The following is a 22229-nucleotide window of genomic DNA, read 5'->3' as shown; positions in this document are numbered from 1 at the left end:
CTGATACTCCGCTGTTGTTATTTGAGGTTTTGGCCGCTGAGCTCGTCGAACAAATGCGCGCGCGTCAGATCGAATGCCAGATGAATGCTTTCGCCGAGGCGCGGCTCCCAGTCCGGCAGCGACGCCATGCGCAACACGAAGCGCAGGTCGGCCAGTTCGCAGTGCAGCAACTCTTCGTTGCCCATGCGCTCGATGGTGACGATCTGCGCAGGGAAACAGTTGGCGCTACCGGGTGCGCACAGCCGCAGGGACTCCGGCCGGATGCCGAGACACACCCGCGCATGCGGGTAGTCCGCCAACTGCCGTTGCAGCGCCGCCGGCAGATCGAGCTGGTGCTGCAGGCCGATACGCAGCCGCACCGTTTGGCCGTCGCGCACGATCGCCAGATCGTGCAAATTCATCGACGGGCTGCCGATAAACTCGGCGACGAAACGGTTGGCGGGGTGGTGGTACAGATTGATCGGTTTATCCACCTGCATGATGGCGCCGCGATTCATCACGCAAATGCGATCGCCCATGGTCATCGCTTCGACCTGATCGTGGGTGACGTACACCATGGTGGCGGCGGCGCCTTCCTGCTTCAGCTGGTTGTGCAGTTCGATCAGCTGTACACGCATCGACACTCGCAGCTTGGCGTCGAGGTTGGACAGCGGCTCATCGAACAGGAACACCTTGGGCTTGCGCACGATGGCGCGGCCGACCGCCACCCGCTGGCACTGGCCGCCGGAAAGCTGGCCCGGCTTGCGCTGCAGCAGGTTGGTGATCTCCAGTTTTTCCGCCGCGTCGCGCACCCGGCGGTCGATCTCGGCCTTGCTCTCTTTGCCGATCAGGCCGAACGCCATGTTCTTGTACACCGTCATGTGCGGGTACAGCGCATAGTTCTGGAACACCATGGCGATGCCGCGATCCTTCGGCATGCTGTCGTTGACGCAGCGATCGTGGATCAGGATCTGCCCCTCGCTGACGCTCTCCAGCCCGGCGATCATCCGCAGCAGGGTAGACTTGGCGCAGCCGGACGGGCCGACGAACACCATAAATTCCCCGTCTTCAATTTCCAGATCGACGCCGTGCAGCGCGTGGAAACCGTTGGGGTAGACTTTTTTAACGCTGTTTAACTGAATTCCGGCCATGTCGTTTACCTTGTCTGCGCGTTAGCCTTTCACCCCGGCGCTGGAGATGCCCTGGATGAAATAGCGTTGGAAAATAATGAACAGCATCAACATCGGGATCACCGCCATCAGCGCCCCGGCCATCAGCAACGGGTATTCCACCCCGGCGCGGCTGGAGAGCGAGGCGAGGCCAACCGGCAGCGTCAGCTTCTCGGTGGTGGTATTGACGATCAGCGGCCACATCAGGTTGTTCCAGCTCCACAGGCCATTGATGATGACGCAGGCGATAATGCCTGGCCGGATCAGCGGCAGCATGATGCGCCAGAAGATGGCGAAGTAGCTGTAGCCGTCGATCAAAGCCGCTTCTTCCATTTCCTTCGGTACCGCCAGGAAGAACTGGCGCAGCAGGAAGGTGGCGTAAACGCTGAAAATGCCCGGCAGCACCAACCCGGTGATGCTGTTGACCAGCCCCAGCTTCTGTACCACCAGGAATTGCGGGATCAGAAATGCCTGACCGGGCACCATCAGGATCGACACGCATACCAGAAACACCGCGTCACGGCCGCGAAAATGCAGGCGCGAGAAGCCATAGGCGGCCAGGGTAGCGATCGCCATCTGCAGGGTGACGGTGAAGAAAGTCGCCAGCAGCGAGTTGAGGTAAAAGCCGGCGAACGGGATTTCGTGCATCACCCGACCGTAGGCCTGCAGGCTAGGGTGCGCCGGCAGCAGCGTCAGCGGGATCTGAATGCTCTCGGCCTGGGTTTTCAGCGAGGTCACCAGCATCCAGATAAAGGGCACCACCGAGGCCAGCGCCGCCAGCCCCATAAACAGGTACACCAGCGTTTTCTTGCTTGCGTTCATGTGCAGCTCCTCAGCTGACTTTCAGGCGCTTGCCGATCGCCATTTGAATCAGGGTGATCACCAGCGTGACGGCGAACAGCACCACGGTGATGGCGGAAGCGTAGCCTTTTTCCTGCAGGTAAAACGCGTACTTGTAGAACAGGTTGGTGACGGTCATCACGTCGTTTTCCACCAGCGCGCGGTCGAACATCAGGAACACCACGTCGAAGATTTGCAGGATCTCGATAAAGCTCATCACCGACACGAAAAACAGCGTCGGCACCATCATCGGCAACGTGATACAGAAGAAGCGGCGCAGGGTGCCGATGCCGTCGATATCCGCCGCCTCGTATAGCTGGCGCGGAATGCTCTGCAGCCCGGCCAGCAAAATGATGATCTTCAGCGCCAGCGACGACCAGATGATGATGATGGACACGCTGATGCGCACCACGTCCGGATCGGACAGCCAGGCGACCGGCGCAATGTGCAGCAGGCCCAGCGCCTGGTTGATCAGGCCGAAATCCTTGTTGAACAGCCATTGCCACACCATGGCCACCGCCGCAGGCATGGTGACCGCCGGCAGGAACAGCAGGGTGCGCAGCAGGCCTTTGCCACGGATGTTCTGATTGAGGCCGATCGCCAGCAGCAGCGACAGGCTCAGGCTGATCGGTACGCACACCACCACGTAGAACAAGGTGTTGGCGGCGGCGGTGTAGAAGTCGTCGTCTTCGAACAGGTTGAGATAGTTATCGACGCTGATGCTGCTCCAGCGCATGAACTGGTTCAGATCGGTAAAGCTGTAAAAAATGTTTTGCAAAAAGGGGATCAGGTAAAACACCGTCACCCCCAACAACAGCGGCAGGATCATCACCCAGCCCCAGAAGCGTTCGGCGCGTTCGAGCCGATTGAGCGCGGGGCGGGCGGTGCGCCGGGATGGTTTCAGGGTGACCGTAGCCGTTTCTGCCAGCGACATGTTGCCATTCCTCACCTATGACGTTCAGCGTGGGTCCACCGCGGCGCGCGCTCGGGGCTGCGCGCCGCGGTGGGGCGATTACTGCTCCATGACGCGCGCGATCTTCTTGACCGATTTGTCCATTTCCTGCTTAGCGTCCGCGCCCATAAAGATCTTCTTCAGGCTGGCGATCCACATGTTCTGCCACTTCGGCGTATTGGTGCCGGCGGTGGGGTAAGCCTGGGTCACTTCAAGGGTCTGGATATAAGGCGAAACGTCGACTTTCTGAATCTGCTGCGCCCAGACCTTGGCCGCCGTCTTGTTGGCCGGGATCACCACCTTGGCCAGCTCAGCCTGTGAGGCTTCGCTGCTCATGAAGGCAATATATTTCCAGGCGGCCTGCTTATGGGCGCTTTTGGCCGACATGGCGAAGGCCAGGCTGTGCGCCACGCCGGACTGGCGTTCAATTTTGGGCATCATCACCACGCCGATGTGGTCGTTGATCAGCGGGTTATTGGCGAACGGTGCCGCCAGCCAGGAACCGGCATAGACCATCGCCGCGCGGTTGGACTGGAAGATGTTCTCGGTTTTGACTTCGCTCATCTGCTGGGCGCTTGGCATCAGGCCGTCTTTCATCATGCCCTGCAGCTGCTGGTAGACCCAGAGGGATTTGTCGTTGGCGATGTCGGTGGGCTGGCCGTCTTTCGGCACGATGTGATTGCCGTTTTGGAACAGCAGGTTCATGTAGCTGTCCTGACCGTCGATGCTGAGATCCATCACCAGCGGGAAGGCCGTGCCTTTCAGCCCGTTTTTCAGCGCGGTAGCCTTGCTTTTCAGATCGTCCCAGTTCCAGTCGCTGGTGGGGTAGCTGACGCCGGCCTGATCGAACAGTTTTTTGTTGTACCACACGGCGATGGAATCGACGTCGCGCGGGATGGCCATCTGCTGGTCGTCGTACTGGTAGGCTTTCACCGAGCTGGCGACCACGTCGTCCAGCTTAAGGCCGCTGTCTTTAATATAGGGTGCCAGCGGCTCCATAATGCCGTTTTTGGCGTACTGCACAAAATAAGGCATATTGATCCAGAATATATCCGGCGCCACGCCGCCGGCGGCTGCGGAATCTAATTTAACGAAATATTGCGCCGAGGGGGTTAATTCTATTTCTATTTTTATATCCGGGTTGGCCTTCTCAAATCGCTTAGCAATCTCTTGTTCGGATGATAATTGATTTCTGTCCCAAACTGCATAGCGCAATGTTATTTTATCTGCGGCGTGGAGCAGCGTGGGTAATAATAATGCGCTGGCAAGAATAGAGTGCGCCAGCAGGCGGCCGGTATTTTTTATCGGTGACATTGCTTTCCCCTCGGTGAGCGACGAATAGCGTTTTTCGCAACGTAAATTCTTTCTATCCCTTAACTTTCAATGTGTCAATACACACCCAAACGCCCAAAAATGGGGCGTTGATGTTTCATTGTTGTTAAAATCGAAAGGCTTTGACGGCCAAGTGAAAGGTGTGTTTATTCACAATTCGTTAACCTTTTGATGGGTTTTTTCCCGGTGGCGCGGCATTTAGCGGCCTTCGCAGGCATAGGAATAACTGATAACCCTTGCACCATAATGGGGATTAAAAACATTTTTATTGTGCAAGCTTCTGCTTCTTTCATTTTTGTGATGCAAATAAACAAAAAAATCTTGCTGTGGCTGTCAGAGGAGGGTGCAGGAACGTTTTTTATTGCCGGCTATTGTCTGTGGCGATAAAAGACGTTAGCCTGGATTTCACAATATTGATTTATCCAAAATAAAGAGGGCCGATTATCATGCGCCTGTCTCTGGTATTTACGCATTGCCTGGAGAAAGTATTTCATTGCCAAAATATGCCGCCCGTTGCCGTAGAAAATCGGCTGAGCGGGTTAAATAACGAGGTGCTTTCCTGGCAGGCGGTGTACTGGTTGCAAACCCCGGGCAACGAGACTCGCCATGAGCTCAGTTATCAACTTGACGGACCGCTGGCGGCGTATATCAGCGTGCGCCAGGTGCAATCGGTACCGAGCGGTTTTCCCTGTTATCGCGAGATCGATGAGAATTACCTGACGACCGAGCCGGGCTTATTTCCCGATCCGCTGATGCCGCTGCCGCAACGGCGTTTTTTTGCCGCCTGCCGCTATTATGGCAGCCTGTGGCTGACCTTGACGCCGCCGGCCGACGCGCAACTGGCTGGTGACTTTCCGTTGACCCTGCGGCTGCGGGATGCCCAGAGCGGCGAGGCGCTGGCCGAGGCCACGCTGACGCTGCATCTGGTGCCGGCGGCGTTGCCGCCGCAAACGCTGTTGCACACCGAGTGGTTGCACACCGACTGCCTGGCGGATTACTACCGTCTGGCGGTGTTCAGCCCGGATTACTGGCGCGCGGTGCGCAACTTTGTGCGCTGTGCGGTTCAGGCCGGGGTTAATATGCTGCTGACGCCGCTGTTTACGCCGCCGCTGGATACCGCCGTCGGCGGTGAACGCACCACGGTGCAGTTGGTGAGGGTGTCGCGTTCGGCGCAGGGGTATGACTTCGATTTCAGCCTCCTGGCGCAGTGGATAGCGTTGGCGCAGGAAGAGGGCATCGAGCACTTCGAAATCGCGCCGCTGTTTACCCAATGGGGCGCGGCACATGCGCCGAAGATCGTGGTGGAGGAGCAGGGCGAGGCGCGACCGCTTTTCGGCTGGCACACCGATGCGCAGGGCGAAGCGTACCAGCGTTTTCTGCAGGCGCTGCTGCCGGCGTTGACCGCCTGGTTCCGCGAACGGGGGCTGGAACGGCAGGTGTGGTTCCATGTTTCCGATGAGCCGACGCTGGACAACCTGGCGGCCTACCAGCGCGCCAGCGCCGCGCTACGCCCATTGCTGGATGGCTTTCGCACCTTCGATGCGCTGTCGGATTTCGCTTTCTATCAGCGAGGCCTGGTGGAAATCCCGGTCGCTGCCACCGATCATATCGAACCCTTTATCGAACACCGGGTGCCTGGCCTGTGGGCCTATTATTGCTGCGTACAGAAGACCGAGGTCGCCAACCGGTTCTTCGCCCAGCCTTCGGCGCGCAACCGCATATTGGGCGTGCAGCTCTATCTGTACCGCATCGCCGGCTTCCTGCATTGGGGATTCAACTTCTATAACAGCGCTCATTCGCGCGAGCGCATCAACCCTTACGCCGTGACCGACAGCGGCCATGCGTTTCCCTCCGGCGATCCGTTCGTGGTCTATCCGGGCGAGGATCTGCAGCCGCTGGAGTCGCTGCGCCTGCGGGTGCTGCATCAGGGGCTGCAGGACATGCGCGCGCTGCAGCTGCTGGAGAGTCTGACCGACCGGGCAACGGTTGAGGCGCTGATCGAACGCGAGCTGGGCATGCGCATTACCTTCAAACGTTATCCGCACCAGGCCGGGCCGCTGCTGCGCTTGCGCGAAGCGGTGAACCGCCGCATTGAAGCGCTGCTGGCGCCGATGTGAGGGCAAGTGGGGGCGAAAATGCGTCTTTCGCTCCCAATTCGTCATTACTTTGCTATACCTGATAGTCGATGGATTCATTTTATTGTCATGTAACTGACACGTCAGAGTCACGGCTCTGGCTTAAGTTTGCAGCGACTACGTCAGGAGATAACGCGATGTTCAGCCTGGATTCTCTGTTGCAAGATGCATTTCCACACCGCAATACCCCTGCCTGGCAGCGCAGCCTGCTAAGAACCCTTCTCTTCGAAAAAGAATTCAAACAGTTCGCTGCCGACTATCCCCACCTGAAAGGGCTCGATCTGATCGAGCAGGTGGTGGACTACTTCAACCTCAGCTGCGAGCTGGTGGACGGCGATCTGGAAAACATCCCGAGCCAGGGGCCGGTGGTGCTCGTGGCCAATCACCCGATCGGCTCACTCGACGGCCTGGTGCTGCTGCGCGCCGTCGCGGCGGTGCGCCCGGATGTGAAAGTGGTGGCCAGCCAGCTGCTGACCTATATCGAACCGCTGCGCAACCTGTTCGTGCCGGTGGATAACGTCGCTTATAAAACCAGCCGCAAACAGATTGAAGGGATGCAGCAGCAACTGGACAATCAGGGCGCGCTGATCCTGTTCCCGGCTGGCGAAGTGTCGCGCATGAGCCCGAAAGGCATCCGCGATGGCCACTGGCATACCGGCTTTCTGCGCCTGGCCGCCAAGGCGCGCGCGCCGATCGTGCCGATCCACATCAGCGCGCGCAACAGCAACCTGTTCTACTTTACCTCGCTGGTTTATCGGCCGCTGTCGACGCTGCTGCTGGTGCGTGAAATGTTCCAGCAGCGGGGCGGGCGCATCAAGATCCGCGTCGGCGGCCGGGTGCCGTTCGCCAGTTGGCACGACGGCCACACCAGCGCCAAGGATCTGGCGGAGCGTTTTCGCCGCCACGTCTATCGCCTGGGCCAGGGCAAACCGGGGCTGTTCGCCAGCGAGTCGCCGATCGCGCTGCCGGAAGAGCGTCTGGAGCTGAAAAAGGCGTTGGCGAACTGCGAACGGTTGGGGGTAACGCCGGACGGTAAAACCATCTACCTCTATCGCCGCCGTGACGAAGCGCGTACGCCAATCCTGCGCGAGCTGGGGCGCCTGCGCGAGATCGCCTTCCGCGCGGTGGGGGAAGGATCCGGCCGCCGCCGCGATCTGGACAGCTACGACGACGATTACTACCACCTGGTGCTGTGGGATGAGGAAGAGCTGGAGATCGTCGGCGCCTATCGTTTTATTCCCACCGCCGAACAAATCGAACGCAAAGGGCTGGAAAGCATCTATAGCAACAGCCTGTTCCATTACGACCGCGATATGGAACCGATCCTGGCGCAGGGCATCGAACTGGGGCGCAGCTTCATTCAGCCGGCCTATTGGGGCAAGCGCGGGCTGGACTATTTGTGGCTGGGCATCGGCGCCTATCTGTCGAAATACCCGCAATATCGCTATCTGTTCGGCCCGGTGTCGATCTCCGGCGGCATGCCGCTGGCGGCGCGCGATTTGCTGATCGCCTTCTACCGGCTCTATTTCTCGCCGGATCACGCCTTCGCGCAGTCGCGCCGGCCTTATCCGGCGTCGCTGCCGCAGGTGTTGGCGCAGTTTGCCGGGGACAACTACCAGGAAGATCTGGTGCGGCTGAAGAGCCTGCTCAGCAACATCGGCTGCTCGATCCCGACGCTGTACAAGCAATACACCGAGCTGTGCGAACCGGGTGGGGTGCAGTTCATCGACTTCGGCACCGATCCGGCGTTCAACAACTGTATCGACGGACTGGTGCTGGTGGATACCACGCGGCTCAAGCCGTCGCGCTATCAGCGTTATATCGCGGTGCACCAGCCACAGCCAGCCGAGACGGCATGACTACAGTCTGACTCATGCCTTTTTGATCTAAGCACGACCTTGGGGCCGGCGACGGGATAGCGCTACGATAAACGTTTTGCTTTCCACCGCCGGAGCCCGTCATGCCCCATTCGTTTATCCCGCCGTTATTGTCCGCCGATGAACCGCCCGCAGCTGCCGTTGAAATCCCGCGCGGCAAAGCGCCTTTTTTGCTGCTGTGCGATCACGCCGGCAATGCGATACCGCAGTCCCTTGGCGACCTCGGTTTGCCGCCGGGGGAGATTGAACGCCACATCGGCTGGGATATCGGCGCGCTGAGCGTGTCGCGCCATCTGAGCCGCCAACTGGACGCCACGCTGATCCATCAGCGTTACTCACGGCTGGTGATCGACTGCAACCGGGCGCCCGGCATCGCCAGCTCGATCCCGCCTTTGTCCGAACTGACGCCCATCCCCGGCAATATCGGCATCGACGGCGAACACGCGCTGGCGCGCGAGCGTGAGGTATTTTTGCCGTATCACCACGCCATCGACGATCATCTGGGGCAACGCCAACTGCGCGAACTGCCGACGGCGGTGATCGCCATGCACAGCTTCACGCCGGTGTTCAAGGGCGAATCGCGCCCCTGGCAGGTGGGCCTGCTGTTTAACCGCTACCCGGAATTTGCGCTGCTGCTGGCCGAACTGCTGCGCGAAGAGGGGGATTTGCAGGTGGGGATCAACGAACCCTATGCGATGACCGACGCCACCGACTACACGTTGCCGGTGCATGCGGAACGTCGCGGTTTGCCTTATGTCGGCATCGAAATCCGCCAGGATCTGATCGCCGATGAACGCGGGCAGCAGGCGTGGGCGAAACGTTTCGCACGCCTGCTGCCGCAGGCCTGGCAGCGTTGGCAAATTTGACTTTAGGAATATTCCCAGAGATGATAACCGTAAGGAATACGTAATACGTCATTAGAAAAAAAGTCAGGAGAGACGTGTGGAGCACAGCGATAACGGACTGTTTATCAAACGGGAGCGTTTTGAAGTTCTGGCGATTCTGCGTGAAATTTGCAAACAACGCACGCCGCTGCGCGTAGAAAATCAGCAGCACCGGTTTCAAAGTCTGTTATTGAGCGTCGGGCCGGACAATATCGTGTTTAGCGGTGAGGAAGCGGAAAATGCCATCGACGGCGCCTGCACCATCGTGATTGAAAGCAACGACGCCAAAATCGAGTTTTCCGTCGGCCAGGCGGAACTGACCGAACATCAAGGCGTCCAGGCCTGCTCGACCCGGCTGCCGCAGGAGTTGGTCTACATCCAGCGCCGCCGTCAGTTCCGCATCACCACGCCACACTGGCGTCAATTCTTCTGTACCGGCGAATACCCGGACGGCACGCCTTATGAGCTGCGGATCCACGATCTGTCTGCCGGCGGCGTCGGTTTGCGCTTCGACGGGCCGCTACCGGATTTCTTCCAGCCGGGCCTGCAGTTCAAGAAAGCGGAGTTGGATCTGGGCAGCTACGGCAGCTTCAAGGTCAACATGGAGCTGGTGGTGGTCAACGACGATCAGGAAACCGACGATAACGATCAGGTGGTGCACTTCTCGCGCCTGTCATGCCGTTTCCTCAAGCTGGGGTTGGCGATGGAGCGCAAAATTCAGAGCGCCGTGTTCGCCTTCGAGCTGGATTTCAACAAAAAGAAAAAACGCTGATAGTGATCAGGGGCGGCACGCTGCCCCTGACTCTTCACCGGTCTTACGGCTTTAACGCCCGCAGGCTGCCGATTTCCTCCCAACCGAAATGTGCCGCTTCGGCCAGCACGTCGCACACTTCCCCCCCGGCGGCGACCACGGCCGCGTCGAGCGCAGCGCCGTGCAGCAGATGGCTGACCAGCAATGCGGCGAACAGATCGCCGGTGCCTTTGACCGCCGATTTAACCTTCGGATGGGTAAAGCACTGTGTTTCCTGCCGGGTGACCAGCATCAATCCCACCTCGTCGTCGTGCTGCGCGACGCCCGGCGCGCTGGTGACCAGCACCCATTCGGTGGTGTCGTTCAACAGCGCCTGCGCGGCGTGCTGCGTCTGCTCCCGGCTGCTCAGTTGTCGGCCGCACAGCTGTTCCAGTTCAAAGCCGTTCGGCGTCAGGCCGTTGGCCAGCCGCAGGAACGGCGATCGATAGCAGTTGACGATGCGCTCATCCACGTAGATCCCTTCACCGTAATCGCCTATCACCGGATCGATATAGATTTTTATCTGAGGATTGAGCGAGCGCACCCGCTGCAGCCAGTTGGCCAGAATATGGCACTGCATCACATCGCCCAGGTAGCCGACAATCACCGCCCGGGTGCGCTTCATCACGCCGCGGGCAATCAGATCGTCGAGAAAGCCGCCGAACCACTCGCCGGAAATGACGCCGCCGTGCGGCTTGCCGTAATAGGGCGGGCAGCCGAACAGCACGCTCGGCACCTGCAGCGCTTCCAGCCCCTTTTTCAGCAGGGCGCGGTAGGCGATGCCGTTACCGACGCTGCCGTAGACTACCTGAGATTGAATGCTGATCACGTCGATGGACGGTGACCGCAAGGGTGAAGACTGTTGCATGAGTTACATCCTTGGTTCGTTATTATCCAGCCAGCGTGCGAACACCTGCCGCGCGCGTTGTTCCAGCTGTGCGCCGTGGCGCGCCGCCTGTTCGCGCAGGCTCTGGGGCGCAACGCCGGCCAGTTCCAGCTCGCAGGCATGGCCAATCAGCCAGCGTTCGATATCGCGATGATCCGCCTCCAGATGGAACTGCAGGCCGAGCGCGAACCCCTGATAGTCGAAAGCCTGATGTGGGCAAATCGCCGTGCCGGCCAGGCAGCGGGCACCGTCCGGGATCATGAACATATCGCCGTGCCAATGCAGCACCGGCGTATCGGCCAGCGGGGCCAGCACCGAGTCGTCTTCCGCCGCGAGCGTGCTCAGCGGGGCGAAGCCGATCTCTTTGACGCCGAGCGAGATCACGTCGGCGCCCAGTGCCTGGGCGATCACCTGCGCGCCGAGACAAACCCCGAGGGTCGGTCGCCGCTGCGCCAGGCGCTGTTTGACCAGCGCTAATTCATGGTCGAGAAAATCATAGCGCTGCTCACCGGAAAAGTGTTGGGCGGCGCTGATCGGCCCGCCGAGCACTACCAACAGATCGGTCTCTTCATTATTGATAGCACGAATATCATCGCGGCCGGCATCGTAATAGTCGATCTGATAGCCGCGCAGCGAGAGCAGAGAACCGAGGATACCCAGGTTTTCAAAATTGACGTGTCGAATGGCGACGGCTTTTTTCATTGTTCAACCTCGCTAGCGTGAGTGAAAGGGGTCAGCGCCAGCGACTCGCCCAGCACAGTGATGCCTTGCGCACCGCTCTGGTAGACGATGCGACGTTCGCTGACCTGGCTGAGCTGCACCTGATAACCCTGAGCGGCCGGGAACAGCGCGCACGCCTGTTCCAGCTGATCGGCTGCCCAGGGAGTGAACATCTGCAGGCGGGCAAAGGCTTTTCCTGCATACTGAATGTCGAGCACGTAATGTTTATCCATGGAACCCCTTACTTTTGGCCGCGGAAACGGGTAATCTATTTTGAACTAGTGCAAAAGGATTTATGTATGAATTCATTGTATGCAAAAGGCGGCGGCGCTGTCCAGATTGCCGAGCAGATCGCCGCACGCATCAAAGACGGCGCGCTGCAGCCAGGTGAGCTGTTGCCGCCGGTACGCCAACTGGCGGCGGAGCTGGAGGTCAATCCGAATACCGTCGCCAGCGCTTACGCCCGATTGCGTGACGCCGGTCTGGTGGCGACGCGCGGGCGGGCCGGAACGGTGGTGCTGGAGCCGCCGCTGGCGGCGGTGAGTGCGGCCTATGTGCCGCGTCAGGTGCCTGCAGGGATGTGCGATCTGGCCAGCGGTAACCTGGATGCCGCATTGTTGCCGGTGCTGGCGCTTGGCACGGCGGAGGTGTTCCCGCAGCAAAACGGCTATGACATCAGCGGTGATCTGCCGATATTGACCGGTCTGGGTCGCGAGTGGCTCGGCCGCCAGGGCGTCGCGCTGGGGGAGCCGGCGGTGTTCTCCGGCGCGCTGGATGCGATGGAAAAGGCGCTGCGCTGCCATGTGCAGCCGGGCGCGGCGGTGTGGGTGGAAGATCCCTGCTGGCCGCCGCTATTGACGCTGTTGCGCCACCTGCGCCTGCGGCCGCTGCCGCTGGCGGTAGATGAACAGGGCTGTCGGTTGCCGGAAAGCGGGGCGGCCGCTGCGGTGATCCTGACGCCGCGCGCCCACAATCCGACCGGCGCCTCGCTCTCTGCGCAACGCGCGCAGCAGTGGCGGCGTTTTCTGCACGACAACCCGCAGTGTCTGGCGATCGTCGACGATTTCTGGGGGCCGCTGTCGCAGCAGCCGCTGCATCTGCCGTTCGACGGCGATCGCGGCCTGTACGTGCTGTCGCTGAGCAAGTTTCTCAGCCCGGATCTGCGCATTGCGCTGGCCTGCGGCAGCCCGACCTTGCTGCAGGCGATGCGCGCCGATCAGTACATCAGCGAACGCTGGGTCAGCCATATCTTGCAGCAGATCGCCGCCAGACTGTGGGGACAGGCGTTGCAGGAAGGGCAACTGCAGCGGGCTCAACAGGCGTATCAGGCCAGAAGGGATGAACTGGTACAGCGGCTCAATACGTTGAATCACACGGCGCTGGCGGCGGGTGAAGGGCTGCATCTGTGGTTGCCGGTGAGATCAGAAACCGCCGCCGCGCAGCTGATGGCGCAGCGGGGGTGGTTGGTGCAGGGCGGTGAACCTTTCCGCCTGAAGGGCGGCCCGGCGCTCCGCGTCAGCCTGGCTAACGTCACGCCGGCGCAGTTGGCGCCACTGGCGCAGGATCTGACCGACGCCATGCGGGCCAGCGCGGCGATCAACTAGGCCGGCGTCAGGCTCTCCTCCGCCAGCAGCTGTAGCGAAGTGAGCCGGGCGCTCGGTTCGCCGATCGGCGTGTCGATGATGAACTCGTCCACGTCGTACCGCTGCTGCAGCAGCGCCAGTTGCTGATGTACCTGCGGCGCGGTACCGAGCAGGATATGGCTTTCCCGCGGCTCGATGCGGTAGTCGGTGGCGCCGGCCTGCTGCACGAAACTCTCTGCCTGCGCCAGGCTGCCGACGGTCACGCTCTGCTCACCGGCGACGTGCACACGGTATTGTCGAATATCGGCCGCCAGCGCCTCAGCCTGTTCCGCGCTTGGGGCCACGATCGCCGCCACCGCCAGCAGCGCCTTGCGGCCGCCGCTCAGTGCGGTGTAGTGCGCCAACGCCTCGCGGATATCTTGCGGATTGCCGTTCAGATGCGCGGCAAACACGAAGGCCCAGCCGGATTCGGCCGCCAGCGTCGCGCTCTCTTTACTGGCGCCGAGCAGAAAGCGCTGGGCGGCGTGCGGCGGCAGCGGTGTGGCGCTCAGGCCCGGTTCGGCGTCGTCGTTCAGGTAGGCGGTCAGCTGCGACAGCTGCTGCGGGAATGCCGGTTTGTTTTGTCGGTCATGGGCGGCCTGCAGCGCCTGGGTGGCGAGCGGCAGCCCGCCGGGCGCTTTGCCTACCCCGAGATCGACGCGCCCCGGCGCCAGCGCCGCCAGCAGGTTAAAGTTTTCGGCTACCTTGTAGGCGCTGTAGTGTTGCAGCATCACGCCGCCAGAGCCGATGCGAATGCGCGACGTCTGGCCGAGCAGGTAGCCGATCAGTATTTCCGGCGACGGGCAGGCGAGCTGCGGCGTGTTGTGGTGTTCCGCCAGCCAGAAACGCCGATAGCCCCAGCGTTCCGCCTGTTGCGCCAGATGCAGCGTGCGCGCCAACGCCTGCGCGGCGCTTTCCCCGTCGGCGATCGGACTTTTTTCCAATATGCTCAAGGCATAAGCCATTTTCCCGCTCCTTTGATCATCAGATATGCCTGACAAATACCATGCGGGCGGCGTGAGGCTTAATACTGATTGGCGATAGGATATTCCATTGATCCAAAACGGATTTGGATATGCGTGGGACGGTAAAGCGCCACGGTGTTACCCCTCGAGCCAGGCCTTCAGGCGAATGGCGTCACGGTAGTGGCCGTAGCGCGGCTGCGCGCCGAGCAGGATCATCACCACCGGTTGGCCTTTGATGGTGGTGCGCATCACCAGGCAGTGACCGGCCTCGTCGGTAAAGCCGGTTTTCTGCAGCTGGATCTTCCAGGCCGGGTTATTGATTAAGCCATTGGAGCTGCGGTAAACCAGTTGGCCGCGGCCGGGGCGTACGATCTGCTGCTTGTCGGTGCTGAAGAGGCGGATCGACTGATAGCGATAGGCGTGATTGACCATCTTCAGCAGATCGTTGGCGCTCGCCACGTTGCGCGGCGTTAGCCCGGTCGGATCGTAGAAGCGGGCGCGTTTCATGCCGATGGCGCGCGCTTTCTGATTCATTTTCGCCACGAAGGCCTTGCGCCCGCCGGGATAGCTGCGGCTCAGCGCCGCGGCGGCGCGGTTCTCCGAAGACATCAGGGCGATGTGCAGCATGTCGCGGCGGCTGAGCACCGAGCCGATGGTCAGCCGCGAATGGGTTTTCTTCAGCAGATCGCGATCGGCGGCGGTGACTTTGAGCTTGCCGCCCATCGGACGTTTGCTGTCCAGGGCGACCATGGCGGTCATCAGCTTGGTGAGCGAGGCGATCGGCAGTACGCGGTTCGGCTGCTTCTGATAGAGGGTCTTTCCGGTGCGTTGATTGACGACCAGCACCGATTTGGCATTCAGCACCAGCGGTGGCGCAGCCGCATACACGGGCGCCAAAACGAACAGCAGGCTGAACAGAAGGGCGGCGCCGAAGCGCCGGACAGGCAGACGGAGAAAAGCGTGAGATAAAAGCATAACGGCGGAAATAGTGACCCTAAGTGATTAAAAAATATCAGAAGAGTCTGCCCGGCAAATGTGAAGGAAATAGGGCGATAATCGCTCAAACTGTTACAACAATCCCTTTTGCTGCAGCGTGAAGCGGGTAGCCTCGTTCAAATCGTAGTCCCCCAGGCGCTCGCGCGGCACCCAGGCGTAGTCGTCGAACTCGTCGTTGATCGTTACGTCGCGGTTGGCGGCATGGCAGTCGAAAATCAGGTAAATCATGTAGATTTGCTCCTGGCGGCCGTCGGCGTAGGTTTTCATACGCACGTCGTCGCGGAAGGTCCAGGGCGTGATGTTGTCGAGGATCAGCGCGGCGCCCAGCTCTTCGCGCACTTCGCGCCGCAGCGCCTGTTCTATTCGTTCACCCGGCTCGACGCCGCCGCCGGACAGCGCCCACTGGCCGGGAAACACGCCCTTGTGCGCCGCCATTTTGCACAGCAGGAAGGCGTTATCGTTTTCAATCAGCGGGCAAACAATGATGCGTTGGCGCATGGAAGACTCCTGTCAAAATGGAAAACAACCACTTTAACATGGGGTTTGGCACAGTAGCGTGAGAGAAATCAAAGCGTTGTCCTCGTACAGAGAAGCGGCAACCGCTTCTCTGCGCTAAGGTCAGTAGATTTCCGGCACCACCATGTTGTCCGGCACCGGGCTACGGTGGTATTCCGGGCTGCGTTTGCGCTGCGGCAGCGTGATGACGTTGCCTTCGGCCTCCTCATAAGGCACCTGCTGCAGCAGGTGAGTGATGCAGTTCAAGCGGGCCTTTTTCTTGTCGACGCCCTGAACTACCCACCAGGGTGCCTCGGCAATGTTAGTGCGCGCTAACATGATCTCTTTGGCTTCGGTGTAGTCTTCCCAGCGGCGGCGGCTTTCCAGATCCATTGGGCTGAGCTTCCACTGTTTGAGCGGATCGTGAATGCGGCTGAGGAACCGCAGCTCCTGCTCGTCATCGGTGATCGAAAACCAATATTTGACGATTTGGATGCCGCTGCGCGTCAGCATTTTTTCGAATTCCGGCACGCTGCGGAAAAACTCCTCATACTCTTCGTCGTTGCAAAAGCCCATCACGCGTTCCACGCCGGCGCGGTTATACCAGCTGCGGTCGAACAGCACCATTTCGCCGGCGGCGGGCAGATGCGCGATGTAACGCTGAAAATACCACTGGGTGCGTTCGCGATCGTTTGGCGCCGGCAGCGCCGCCACGCGGCAAGTGCGCGGGTTGAGGCGCTGGGTGATGCGTTTGATCACGCCACCCTTGCCGGCGGCGTCGCGGCCTTCGAAGATGATCACCAGCCGGTGGCCGGTGCGCATCACCCAATCCTGCAGCTTCACCAGTTCGCCCTGCAGGCGCAGCAGTTCGCGGAAGTATTGTTTGCGCCAGGCTTTTTTCGCGTCGCTGTCGACTTCTGCCGCGTCGAAGCGCAGGTCGTCCAGCTCCATTTCCAGCTCTTCATCGTAGCTGTCGTAAAATTCTTGCAGCAGGCGCTGGTTGAAACCGTCATCGCGGTTGAATTCATGCATGGTCATCAGATTTTCTCCGTATCAGCCCGGTGTTAGAAATGGTTGAAGATCCAGTACAGCACCGCCGACAGCAGCACCGAGGCCGGCAGTGTCAGCACCCAGGCCATCAGTAGATTACGCAGGGTGGCCATCTGCAGGCCGGAGCGGTTGGCGGCCATGGTGCCGGCGATGCCGGACGAGAGTACGTGAGTGGTCGAAACCGGCAAACCGAAGGCGTCGGCCGCGCCGATGGTGGTCATCGCCACCAGTTCGGCGCTGGCGCCCTGGGCGTAGGTCAGGTGCGATTTACCGATCTTTTCGCCCACCGTCACCACGATACGGCGCCAGCCGACCATGGTGCCGAGCCCCAGTGCAATCGCCACCACCACTCTCACCCAGAAGGGAATGAAGCGGGTGGCGTTATCGAGTTCACCCTTCAGCGCGTCGAGGTTGCGCTGCGCATCGGGATTGATCTGCAGCTGACGCTCTGCTTTGAGGTGCTTGATGGTCTCGGACGCCAGGTACATGTCGTTGCGGGTGTTCGACACCGCCTGCGCCGGGATCTTGTCGACCGAGCCGTACTGACGGATTTGATCGCCGATCGCGCCGGCCAGCTGCGCCAGCGCCGGTACGACTTCCGGCGTCAGTTCGCTGGTGCGCACATAGCCGGTCAACACCTCACGCGGCGGGGTTTGGCCGCCGGCCGGGAACTGGCGCAGCAGCTCGTTTTTGGTCACCTCCGCCAGCGCCGCCACCCGGGGGATCTGCTCCGGCGGCATCGAACGGTTCAGGGCGTAGGCGATCGGCATGGTGCCCACCAGGATCAGCATGATAAGGCCCATGCCTTTCTGCCCGTCGTTGGAGCCGTGGGCAAAGGAAACGCCGGTGCAGGTGAGGATCAGCAGCCCGCGGATCCACAGCGGCGGCGGGGTATTGCCTTTAGGCGCGCTGTACAACTGGCGGTTCTTGACGAACAGCTTTAGCGCCAGCAGCAGCAGGCCGGCGAACACGAAGCCGATCACCGGCGACAGCAGCAGCGCATAGCCCACCTTGATCGCCTGGCCCCAGTCCACGCCGCTGGTGCCGGTGCGGCCGTGGATCAGGGCATTGGCCACGCCGACGCCGATAATCGAGCCGATGAGCGTATGCGACGACGAGGCGGGCAGCCCGAGCCACCAGGTGCCGAGGTTCCAGATGATGGCGGAGAACAGCAGGGCGTACACCATGGCGAAACCGTTGCCGGTGCCGGCTTGCAGGATCAGCTCGACCGGCAGCAGTGAAATGATGCCGAAGGCCACCACGCCGCTGGAGAGCAACACGCCGAGAAAGTTGAAGAAACCGGACCACACCACGGCGACCATCGGCGACAGCGAGTGGGTGTAAATCACCGTCGCGACCGCATTGGCGGTATCGTGGAAGCCGTTGACGAATTCAAAGCCCAGCGCGATCAGCAGCGCCAGCCCCAATAATAAAAACGGAATGTAACTGGTATAGACGGCGCCGGCATCGCTGACGTCGTTAAATAAGTTCACCCCGGCAAACGCGATCCCCAGAATTAATAAGAAAACAAAAAAAAGAACAGTGAGTCGACTGTTCTTTTGATGCAGCTTGGGCAGGCTGGATGCGGCCGGCACACCCGTTTGAACGGCGCTGTTATCGCTCATAATGACCTTCCTGAAAGGATTGAATGCGGTAGCTGTCGCCTGAAAAGTATTCTGAATGAATGTGGCCTTTTTATGACGAAAATATTAATCATCGGGAACGGCGAAAATCATTAACGCCGATAAATAAAGATTGTTATAACAGCGGGGAAGGTCTTGGGTTAACGGCAACAGGCAGGATATGGCGTTATGGTGCAACGGTTAGCGGAAAAGATGCACAAGCTGGATTTTGATGATGAGGTGACCGGGCTGATCTACGGCCATGTGTTCCGCTCCGGTGAGGCGCCGGCGCGCCTGAACTCGCAGCAGGTTTGTCAGGCCTACCAAGCGTTGCCGCCCGGCGACGGTTTTGTCTGGCTGCACCTCAATCTCAACCACGCGGCGGCGGAGAAGTGGCTGAAAAACCATTTCGCCATTTCCGATTTTTTCTTTCACGAGATCCGCCACGGCTCCCACACTACGCGCATCGAGCGCCAGGGCGACGATCTGTTCGCCGTACTCAACGACGTGATTTTCCACCCCGAGGACAGCAACCCGGAGACGGCGACGCTGTGGCTCTATTGCTGCCGTGGGCTGGTGGTCACCGTGCGTCACAAACCGGTGCGACTGATTGAACGGCTGCTCGGCCGCCTGACGGCGCTGCAGCTGGCGTCGTCTACCGAGCTGCTGGCGCACCTGCTGGAAGAGCAGGAGGACGTGCTGGAGCAGGTGGTGCGGCAGGCCAACCAGTATGTCGATACCATCGAGGATCGTCTGCTGACTCGACGCGTCAAACGCAATCGCGCCGAGCTGGGGCGCATGCGCCGCATGTTATTGCGCTTTCAACGTCTGCTGGCGCCGGAACCGGCCGCGCTGTTTCGCCTGTTGAACCGCCCGCCGACCTGGCTGAGCCGTGAGGTGGTGCAGGATCTGCGGCAGTTTACCGAAGAGTTCACCGTGGTGTTGAACGATCTGGCCAGTTTGACCGAACGCATTCGGCTGCTGCAGGAGGAGCTGAGCGCCAAGCTGATGGAGCAGAATAACCGCACGCTCTATACGTTGACGGTGATCACCGTGCTGGCATTGCCGATCAATATCGTCGCCGGTTTCTTTGGCATGAACGTGGGGGGATCCCGCTGGCCAGCAATCACCACGGTTTTATCCTGCTGGTGTTGCTGGTCGGCAGTTTTACGCTGATCGCCGGTTATTTGGCGTTCAGGCGCAGGGACGAGACGTAATTACAGGCGGGCGCGGTACTCTTCTTCCAGCCGGGCATGGGTGCTCCAGAACGGCTGCGGCGCCCGGTCGTGCAGGCGATCCAGCAGGATATCCAGATGAGTGTGCCAGCCGCCGGCGACGCTGAGCATCTCGTCGCGGTTGGCCAAGCGCCGGTGGGTGACCGTCAGCAGCACCGCGTTTCCCTGCTCCGTCAGTTCGAAGGTCACTTCGGAAGGGCGCCCCTGATCCTGTTCGGCCCAGGTAAAGCTCAGCAGGCGCGGCGGGAACAGGCAGGTGATGTGGCCGCGGTTGCTGACACAGCCGCCGTGCTGTTTGTACTTGGCCGGCGGTTGCTCGTGCTCGCCGGCCAGATCGGAGTTGCGAAACTCCAGCTCCAGCGGTGCGCCGTTTTCCAACTTCATGGCGCCGGACGCCAGCCAGGTGGCGCGCTTGTCGGATTCGGTCAGGTAAGCCCACACCCGCTCGATGGGCCCGGGCAGCAGCCGCTGGATGCGCAGCGTGCCGGGTTCGATAATCATGCCGTAATCATTCATGGTTCACTCCTTGGGAGGAAGCTGTTCGGGCTGTAGCAGCGCCTGTTCGAGCGCATCCAGCCGTTCAGTCCAGAAATGTTCATAGGTTTGCAGCCAGTGCATGGCCTGCGCCATAGGCTCGGGTTCGAGCCGGCAGATATGGTTTCTTCCTTGCACGGTGCGTTGCACCAGGCCCGCATGTTCCAGTGCTTTCACGTGCTTGGAGGCGCCGGCGAACGACATCTGCAACGGCGCGGCCAGTTCGCCGATGCTGCGCTCACCGCCGGCCAGCGCGCGTAACATCGAACGGCGGGTCGGGTCGGCCAGCGCATGAAAAATGGCGTCCAGCTGTGAGGAAGATAATTCAACCATATGGTTGAATATAGAACAGGTGGGCTAATATTCAACCGTTTTGTTGAATATTTTTTTGCCCCGGCGAGAAACCGGGGCGAGGATCAGGCGCAGGTGTGCGCCAGCAGGGCGTTGAGCAACACGTCGGCGCCTGCGGCGGCCCAGGCGGGGGTGATATCTTCCCGCTCGTTGTGGCTGATGCCGTCCACGCAGGGAATGAAAATCATGGCGGTCGGGGCGACGCGGTTAAGGTAACAGGCATCGTGGCCGGCGCCGGAAATCATGTCGCGATGGCGATAGCCCAATGCTTGCGCGGCGTGGCGTACGCTGTCGATGCAGCCCCGATCAAAAGCGATAGGGGGATACTGGAAGATGCGGTCGGCGCGGGCGGTCAGACCGTCGCCGTTGACGTGGTTTACCGCCGTCAGCAGACGCTGCTCCATCTGCTCCAGGGTAGACTCTTGCGGATGGCGGAATTCGACGCTGAAAAAGACGCGTCCCGGCACCACGTTGCGTGAATTGGGGGTAATTTGCGCCATGCCCACCGTGGCGCGCGCATCGGGCGCAAAATCCCAACCGATGCGGTTGACCGCCGTGACCAGCGCCGTAAAGCCCAGCAGGGCATCGCGGCGCCGATCCATTGGCGTGGTGCCGGCATGGGCGCTGAAGCCGACGACCTCCAGCTCATACCAGCGCTGCCCTTGTGCGGCGGTCACCACGCCGATGTCGAGATGTTCCGCTTCCAGAATCGGCCCCTGCTCGATGTGCAGTTCGAAGGCGGCGTGGATCGGCGTGCCGCCCACCGGGTGCTCGCCGGCGTAACCAATGCGTTCCAGTGCGTCGCCAAGGCTGACGCCGTGCTCGTCGCGGCGCGTCAGGCCGTATTCCAGGTCGAATACCCCGGCGAACACGCCCGAGGCGATCATCGCCGGCGCGAAGCGCGCGCCTTCTTCGTTGGTCCAGTTGATCACTTCAATCGGGCGTTCGGTGACGATCTGCCGATCGTTAAGGGTACGAATAACCTCTAATCCGGCCAGCACGCCGTAGATGCCGTCGAAACGGCCGCCGCGGGGCTGCGAATCACCGTGCGAGCCGGTGACGACCGGCGCCAGCTCGGGGCGAGCGCCTTCACGCCGCAGGAACATGTTGCCCATCCGATCGACGCGTACGCTGCAACCCGCCTCCAGCGCCCAGGCGCGCAGCTGATCGCGCGCTTGCCGATCTTCTTCACTCAGCGCCAGCCGGGTGACGCCGTTATTGGCGATGGCGCCGAACTGCGCCATCGTCTGCAGGCTTTGCCACAGGCGCTCGCCGTTGACTCGATACGTCATTGTTCTTCTCCCGACGTTTTGGCGGTGTAGCGAAAATCGCAGCAGGGGGCGCCGGACATGATGGTTTGGCTGCGCTGCAGGTCAACCTCTGGGGCATAGCCGACGATGAACTGGCTGTCGCGGGCGCAGGAGAGCAGGTGGCCGATCTCCCCCAGCCCCATCTCGTGATACATCTCGGCGTAGCGGCAGCGGGTGACGTTATAGTCGAAGTGCTGCGCATCCTGGTTGATCACCTCGACGCGCAGCGCATCGTCTTTTTCCCACAGGTACTGCAAGGCGGCGAAGCTGCGCAGATCCGCGCCGTTCGGTTCCTGGGCGGCGAACTGTTTGCCCGCCTCGATGGCGGCATTCTCGATGGCTTCGCCGATCACTGCCTGAGCGCGCGTCTTGCCGATTTCACGCACCAGGATCTGGTAGATCGGTTTGATGATTTCCGCCTCAATCTTTCTGCGGGCCAAAATGCCCAATTCGTTATTTGCACAGCTCATCGCCTTGCTCCTCTT

At 60.7% G+C, this 22229-nt stretch carries 21 protein-coding genes and 1 pseudogene; 6 read left to right on the top strand and 16 right to left on the bottom strand.

The annotated features are described in order from the left end of the window. Positions 1 to 17: 17 nt before the first annotated feature. From ACSJLU_RS12670 to ACSJLU_RS12655, 4 genes are all read right to left on the bottom strand, one after another. Positions 18 to 1130 carry an ABC transporter ATP-binding protein gene (locus ACSJLU_RS12670; protein ID WP_197836823.1) on the bottom strand — a complete coding sequence of 371 codons (1113 nt, stop codon included), beginning with the start codon at positions 1128 to 1130 and terminating at the stop codon, positions 18 to 20. A gap of 21 nt (positions 1131 to 1151) precedes the next feature. Further along, positions 1152 to 1970 (bottom strand): carbohydrate ABC transporter permease, encoded by an 819-nt coding sequence (locus ACSJLU_RS12665; RefSeq protein WP_197836822.1) that lies wholly within the window; start codon positions 1968 to 1970, stop codon positions 1152 to 1154. 10 nt (positions 1971 to 1980) lie between these two features. Beyond that, positions 1981 to 2922, bottom strand: coding sequence for a carbohydrate ABC transporter permease (locus tag ACSJLU_RS12660; protein WP_025302955.1), 942 nt, complete (start codon positions 2920 to 2922; stop codon positions 1981 to 1983). A 78-nt stretch (positions 2923 to 3000) separates the two neighbouring features. Further along, entirely contained in the window at positions 3001 to 4254 is a 1254-nt protein-coding gene (locus ACSJLU_RS12655) for an ABC transporter substrate-binding protein (RefSeq protein ID WP_380825180.1), read from the bottom strand. A 464-nt stretch (positions 4255 to 4718) separates the two neighbouring features. Here ACSJLU_RS12655 and ACSJLU_RS12650 point away from each other — a divergent pair, with 464 nt between their 5' ends. The 4 genes from ACSJLU_RS12650 to ACSJLU_RS12635 all read left to right on the top strand — a co-directional run bounded on the left by ACSJLU_RS12650 (position 4719) and on the right by ACSJLU_RS12635 (position 9940). Further along, positions 4719 to 6389, top strand: coding sequence for a DUF4091 domain-containing protein (locus tag ACSJLU_RS12650; protein ID WP_342093670.1), 1671 nt, complete (start codon positions 4719 to 4721; stop codon positions 6387 to 6389). A 155-nt stretch (positions 6390 to 6544) separates the two neighbouring features. Continuing rightward, complete coding sequence (gene olsF, locus ACSJLU_RS12645; protein ID WP_025302952.1) at positions 6545 to 8266, top strand: ornithine lipid synthase OlsF; 1722 nt, start codon at positions 6545 to 6547, stop codon at positions 8264 to 8266. A gap of 101 nt (positions 8267 to 8367) precedes the next feature. Continuing rightward, positions 8368 to 9150: an N-formylglutamate amidohydrolase gene (locus ACSJLU_RS12640; protein WP_167324336.1), complete on the top strand. Its 783-nt coding sequence runs from the start codon at positions 8368 to 8370 to the stop codon at positions 9148 to 9150. Between the two features lie 76 nt (positions 9151 to 9226). Next, entirely contained in the window at positions 9227 to 9940 is a 714-nt protein-coding gene (locus tag ACSJLU_RS12635) for a flagellar brake protein (protein WP_025302950.1), read from the top strand. A 43-nt stretch (positions 9941 to 9983) separates the two neighbouring features. Here the strand turns inward: ACSJLU_RS12635 and ACSJLU_RS12630 are convergent, their stop codons facing one another. Genes ACSJLU_RS12630 through ACSJLU_RS12620 form a run of 3 tightly spaced genes read right to left on the bottom strand, consistent with a single transcriptional unit; the run spans position 9984 to position 11797 of the window. Beyond that, complete coding sequence (locus tag ACSJLU_RS12630) at positions 9984 to 10826, bottom strand: PfkB family carbohydrate kinase (RefSeq protein WP_439040995.1); 843 nt, start codon at positions 10824 to 10826, stop codon at positions 9984 to 9986. A gap of 3 nt (positions 10827 to 10829) precedes the next feature. Then, a complete protein-coding gene (locus tag ACSJLU_RS12625) occupies positions 10830 to 11546 on the bottom strand; it encodes a glutamine amidotransferase (RefSeq protein WP_197770350.1) in 717 nt (238 codons plus the stop codon). Continuing rightward, on the bottom strand, positions 11543 to 11797 hold the full coding sequence (locus ACSJLU_RS12620) for a hypothetical protein (protein WP_025302947.1): 255 nt from the start codon (positions 11795 to 11797) through the stop codon (positions 11543 to 11545). Before ACSJLU_RS12620 ends, ACSJLU_RS12625 begins: the two co-directional genes overlap by 4 nt. A gap of 66 nt (positions 11798 to 11863) precedes the next feature. Here ACSJLU_RS12620 and ACSJLU_RS12615 point away from each other — a divergent pair, with 66 nt between their 5' ends. Further along, complete coding sequence (locus ACSJLU_RS12615; protein WP_380825192.1) at positions 11864 to 13168, top strand: aminotransferase class I/II-fold pyridoxal phosphate-dependent enzyme; 1305 nt, start codon at positions 11864 to 11866, stop codon at positions 13166 to 13168. Here the strand turns inward: ACSJLU_RS12615 and ACSJLU_RS12610 are convergent. The 5 genes from ACSJLU_RS12610 to ACSJLU_RS12590 form a co-directional block, all read right to left on the bottom strand. Continuing rightward, a complete protein-coding gene (locus tag ACSJLU_RS12610; RefSeq protein WP_197790978.1) occupies positions 13165 to 14151 on the bottom strand; it encodes an MsnO8 family LLM class oxidoreductase in 987 nt (328 codons plus the stop codon). The two genes, ACSJLU_RS12615 and ACSJLU_RS12610, sit on opposite strands and share 4 nt — an antisense overlap. Positions 14152 to 14289: 138 nt before the next feature. Next, on the bottom strand, positions 14290 to 15126 hold the full coding sequence (gene pbpG, locus ACSJLU_RS12605; protein ID WP_380825194.1) for a D-alanyl-D-alanine endopeptidase: 837 nt from the start codon (positions 15124 to 15126) through the stop codon (positions 14290 to 14292). A 93-nt stretch (positions 15127 to 15219) separates the two neighbouring features. Beyond that, complete coding sequence (gene nudI / locus ACSJLU_RS12600) at positions 15220 to 15645, bottom strand: nucleoside triphosphatase NudI (protein WP_049207497.1); 426 nt, start codon at positions 15643 to 15645, stop codon at positions 15220 to 15222. Positions 15646 to 15765: 120 nt separating this feature from the next. Beyond that, the gene (gene ppk2 / locus ACSJLU_RS12595) at positions 15766 to 16680 is read right to left on the bottom strand and encodes a polyphosphate kinase 2 (protein WP_025302942.1); all 915 of its coding nucleotides are present in this window, start codon (positions 16678 to 16680) and stop codon (positions 15766 to 15768) included. Between the two features lie 26 nt (positions 16681 to 16706). Beyond that, the gene (locus ACSJLU_RS12590) at positions 16707 to 18317 is read right to left on the bottom strand and encodes an inorganic phosphate transporter (protein WP_342096310.1); all 1611 of its coding nucleotides are present in this window, start codon (positions 18315 to 18317) and stop codon (positions 16707 to 16709) included. 186 nt (positions 18318 to 18503) lie between these two features. On the opposite strand from ACSJLU_RS12590, the pseudogene ACSJLU_RS12585 reads away from it, so the two are divergent. Further along, positions 18504 to 19531, top strand: a pseudogene (locus ACSJLU_RS12585) (transporter). Here the strand turns inward: ACSJLU_RS12585 and ACSJLU_RS12580 are convergent. The 4 genes from ACSJLU_RS12580 to ACSJLU_RS12565 all read right to left on the bottom strand — a co-directional run bounded on the left by ACSJLU_RS12580 (position 19532) and on the right by ACSJLU_RS12565 (position 22214). Then, positions 19532 to 20065, bottom strand: coding sequence for an SRPBCC family protein (locus tag ACSJLU_RS12580; protein ID WP_025302939.1), 534 nt, complete (start codon positions 20063 to 20065; stop codon positions 19532 to 19534). A 3-nt stretch (positions 20066 to 20068) separates the two neighbouring features. After that, positions 20069 to 20416 carry an ArsR/SmtB family transcription factor gene (locus ACSJLU_RS12575; protein WP_004938187.1) on the bottom strand — a complete coding sequence of 116 codons (348 nt, stop codon included), beginning with the start codon at positions 20414 to 20416 and terminating at the stop codon, positions 20069 to 20071. Positions 20417 to 20499: 83 nt separating this feature from the next. Next, complete coding sequence (locus ACSJLU_RS12570; RefSeq protein WP_169540526.1) at positions 20500 to 21726, bottom strand: Zn-dependent hydrolase; 1227 nt, start codon at positions 21724 to 21726, stop codon at positions 20500 to 20502. Then, entirely contained in the window at positions 21723 to 22214 is a 492-nt protein-coding gene (locus ACSJLU_RS12565) for an L-2-amino-thiazoline-4-carboxylic acid hydrolase (protein ID WP_049205643.1), read from the bottom strand. Before ACSJLU_RS12565 ends, ACSJLU_RS12570 begins: the two co-directional genes overlap by 4 nt. Positions 22215 to 22229 lie beyond the last annotated feature (15 nt).

This window comes from Serratia bockelmannii, assembly GCF_051803255.1.
GTDB lineage: Bacteria > Pseudomonadota > Gammaproteobacteria > Enterobacterales > Enterobacteriaceae > Serratia > Serratia bockelmannii.
This window is presented reverse-complemented; position numbering and strand designations above follow the sequence as displayed.

Coding starts and splice junctions, on each gene's coding strand:
- ACSJLU_RS12615 (WP_380825192.1), top strand. CDS start 11,864: ATGAATTCATTGTATGCAAAAGGCGGCGGCGCTGTCCAGATTGCCGAG.
- ACSJLU_RS12640 (WP_167324336.1), top strand. CDS start 8,368: ATGCCCCATTCGTTTATCCCGCCGTTATTGTCCGCCGATGAACCGCCC.
- ACSJLU_RS12580 (WP_025302939.1), bottom strand. CDS start 20,065: ATGAATGATTACGGCATGATTATCGAACCCGGCACGCTGCGCATCCAG.
- ACSJLU_RS12630 (WP_439040995.1), bottom strand. CDS start 10,826: ATGCAACAGTCTTCACCCTTGCGGTCACCGTCCATCGACGTGATCAGC.
- ACSJLU_RS12620 (WP_025302947.1), bottom strand. CDS start 11,797: ATGGATAAACATTACGTGCTCGACATTCAGTATGCAGGAAAAGCCTTT.
- ACSJLU_RS12570 (WP_169540526.1), bottom strand. CDS start 21,726: ATGACGTATCGAGTCAACGGCGAGCGCCTGTGGCAAAGCCTGCAGACG.
- ACSJLU_RS12610 (WP_197790978.1), bottom strand. CDS start 14,151: ATGGCTTATGCCTTGAGCATATTGGAAAAAAGTCCGATCGCCGACGGG.
- ACSJLU_RS12655 (WP_380825180.1), bottom strand. CDS start 4,254: ATGTCACCGATAAAAAATACCGGCCGCCTGCTGGCGCACTCTATTCTT.
- ACSJLU_RS12625 (WP_197770350.1), bottom strand. CDS start 11,546: ATGAAAAAAGCCGTCGCCATTCGACACGTCAATTTTGAAAACCTGGGT.
- nudI (WP_049207497.1), bottom strand. CDS start 15,645: ATGCGCCAACGCATCATTGTTTGCCCGCTGATTGAAAACGATAACGCC.
- ACSJLU_RS12650 (WP_342093670.1), top strand. CDS start 4,719: ATGCGCCTGTCTCTGGTATTTACGCATTGCCTGGAGAAAGTATTTCAT.
- ACSJLU_RS12590 (WP_342096310.1), bottom strand. CDS start 18,317: ATGAGCGATAACAGCGCCGTTCAAACGGGTGTGCCGGCCGCATCCAGC.
- ACSJLU_RS12670 (WP_197836823.1), bottom strand. CDS start 1,130: ATGGCCGGAATTCAGTTAAACAGCGTTAAAAAAGTCTACCCCAACGGT.
- olsF (WP_025302952.1), top strand. CDS start 6,545: ATGTTCAGCCTGGATTCTCTGTTGCAAGATGCATTTCCACACCGCAAT.
- ACSJLU_RS12660 (WP_025302955.1), bottom strand. CDS start 2,922: ATGTCGCTGGCAGAAACGGCTACGGTCACCCTGAAACCATCCCGGCGC.
- ACSJLU_RS12575 (WP_004938187.1), bottom strand. CDS start 20,416: ATGGTTGAATTATCTTCCTCACAGCTGGACGCCATTTTTCATGCGCTG.
- pbpG (WP_380825194.1), bottom strand. CDS start 15,126: ATGCTTTTATCTCACGCTTTTCTCCGTCTGCCTGTCCGGCGCTTCGGC.
- ACSJLU_RS12565 (WP_049205643.1), bottom strand. CDS start 22,214: ATGAGCTGTGCAAATAACGAATTGGGCATTTTGGCCCGCAGAAAGATT.
- ACSJLU_RS12665 (WP_197836822.1), bottom strand. CDS start 1,970: ATGAACGCAAGCAAGAAAACGCTGGTGTACCTGTTTATGGGGCTGGCG.
- ppk2 (WP_025302942.1), bottom strand. CDS start 16,680: ATGACCATGCATGAATTCAACCGCGATGACGGTTTCAACCAGCGCCTG.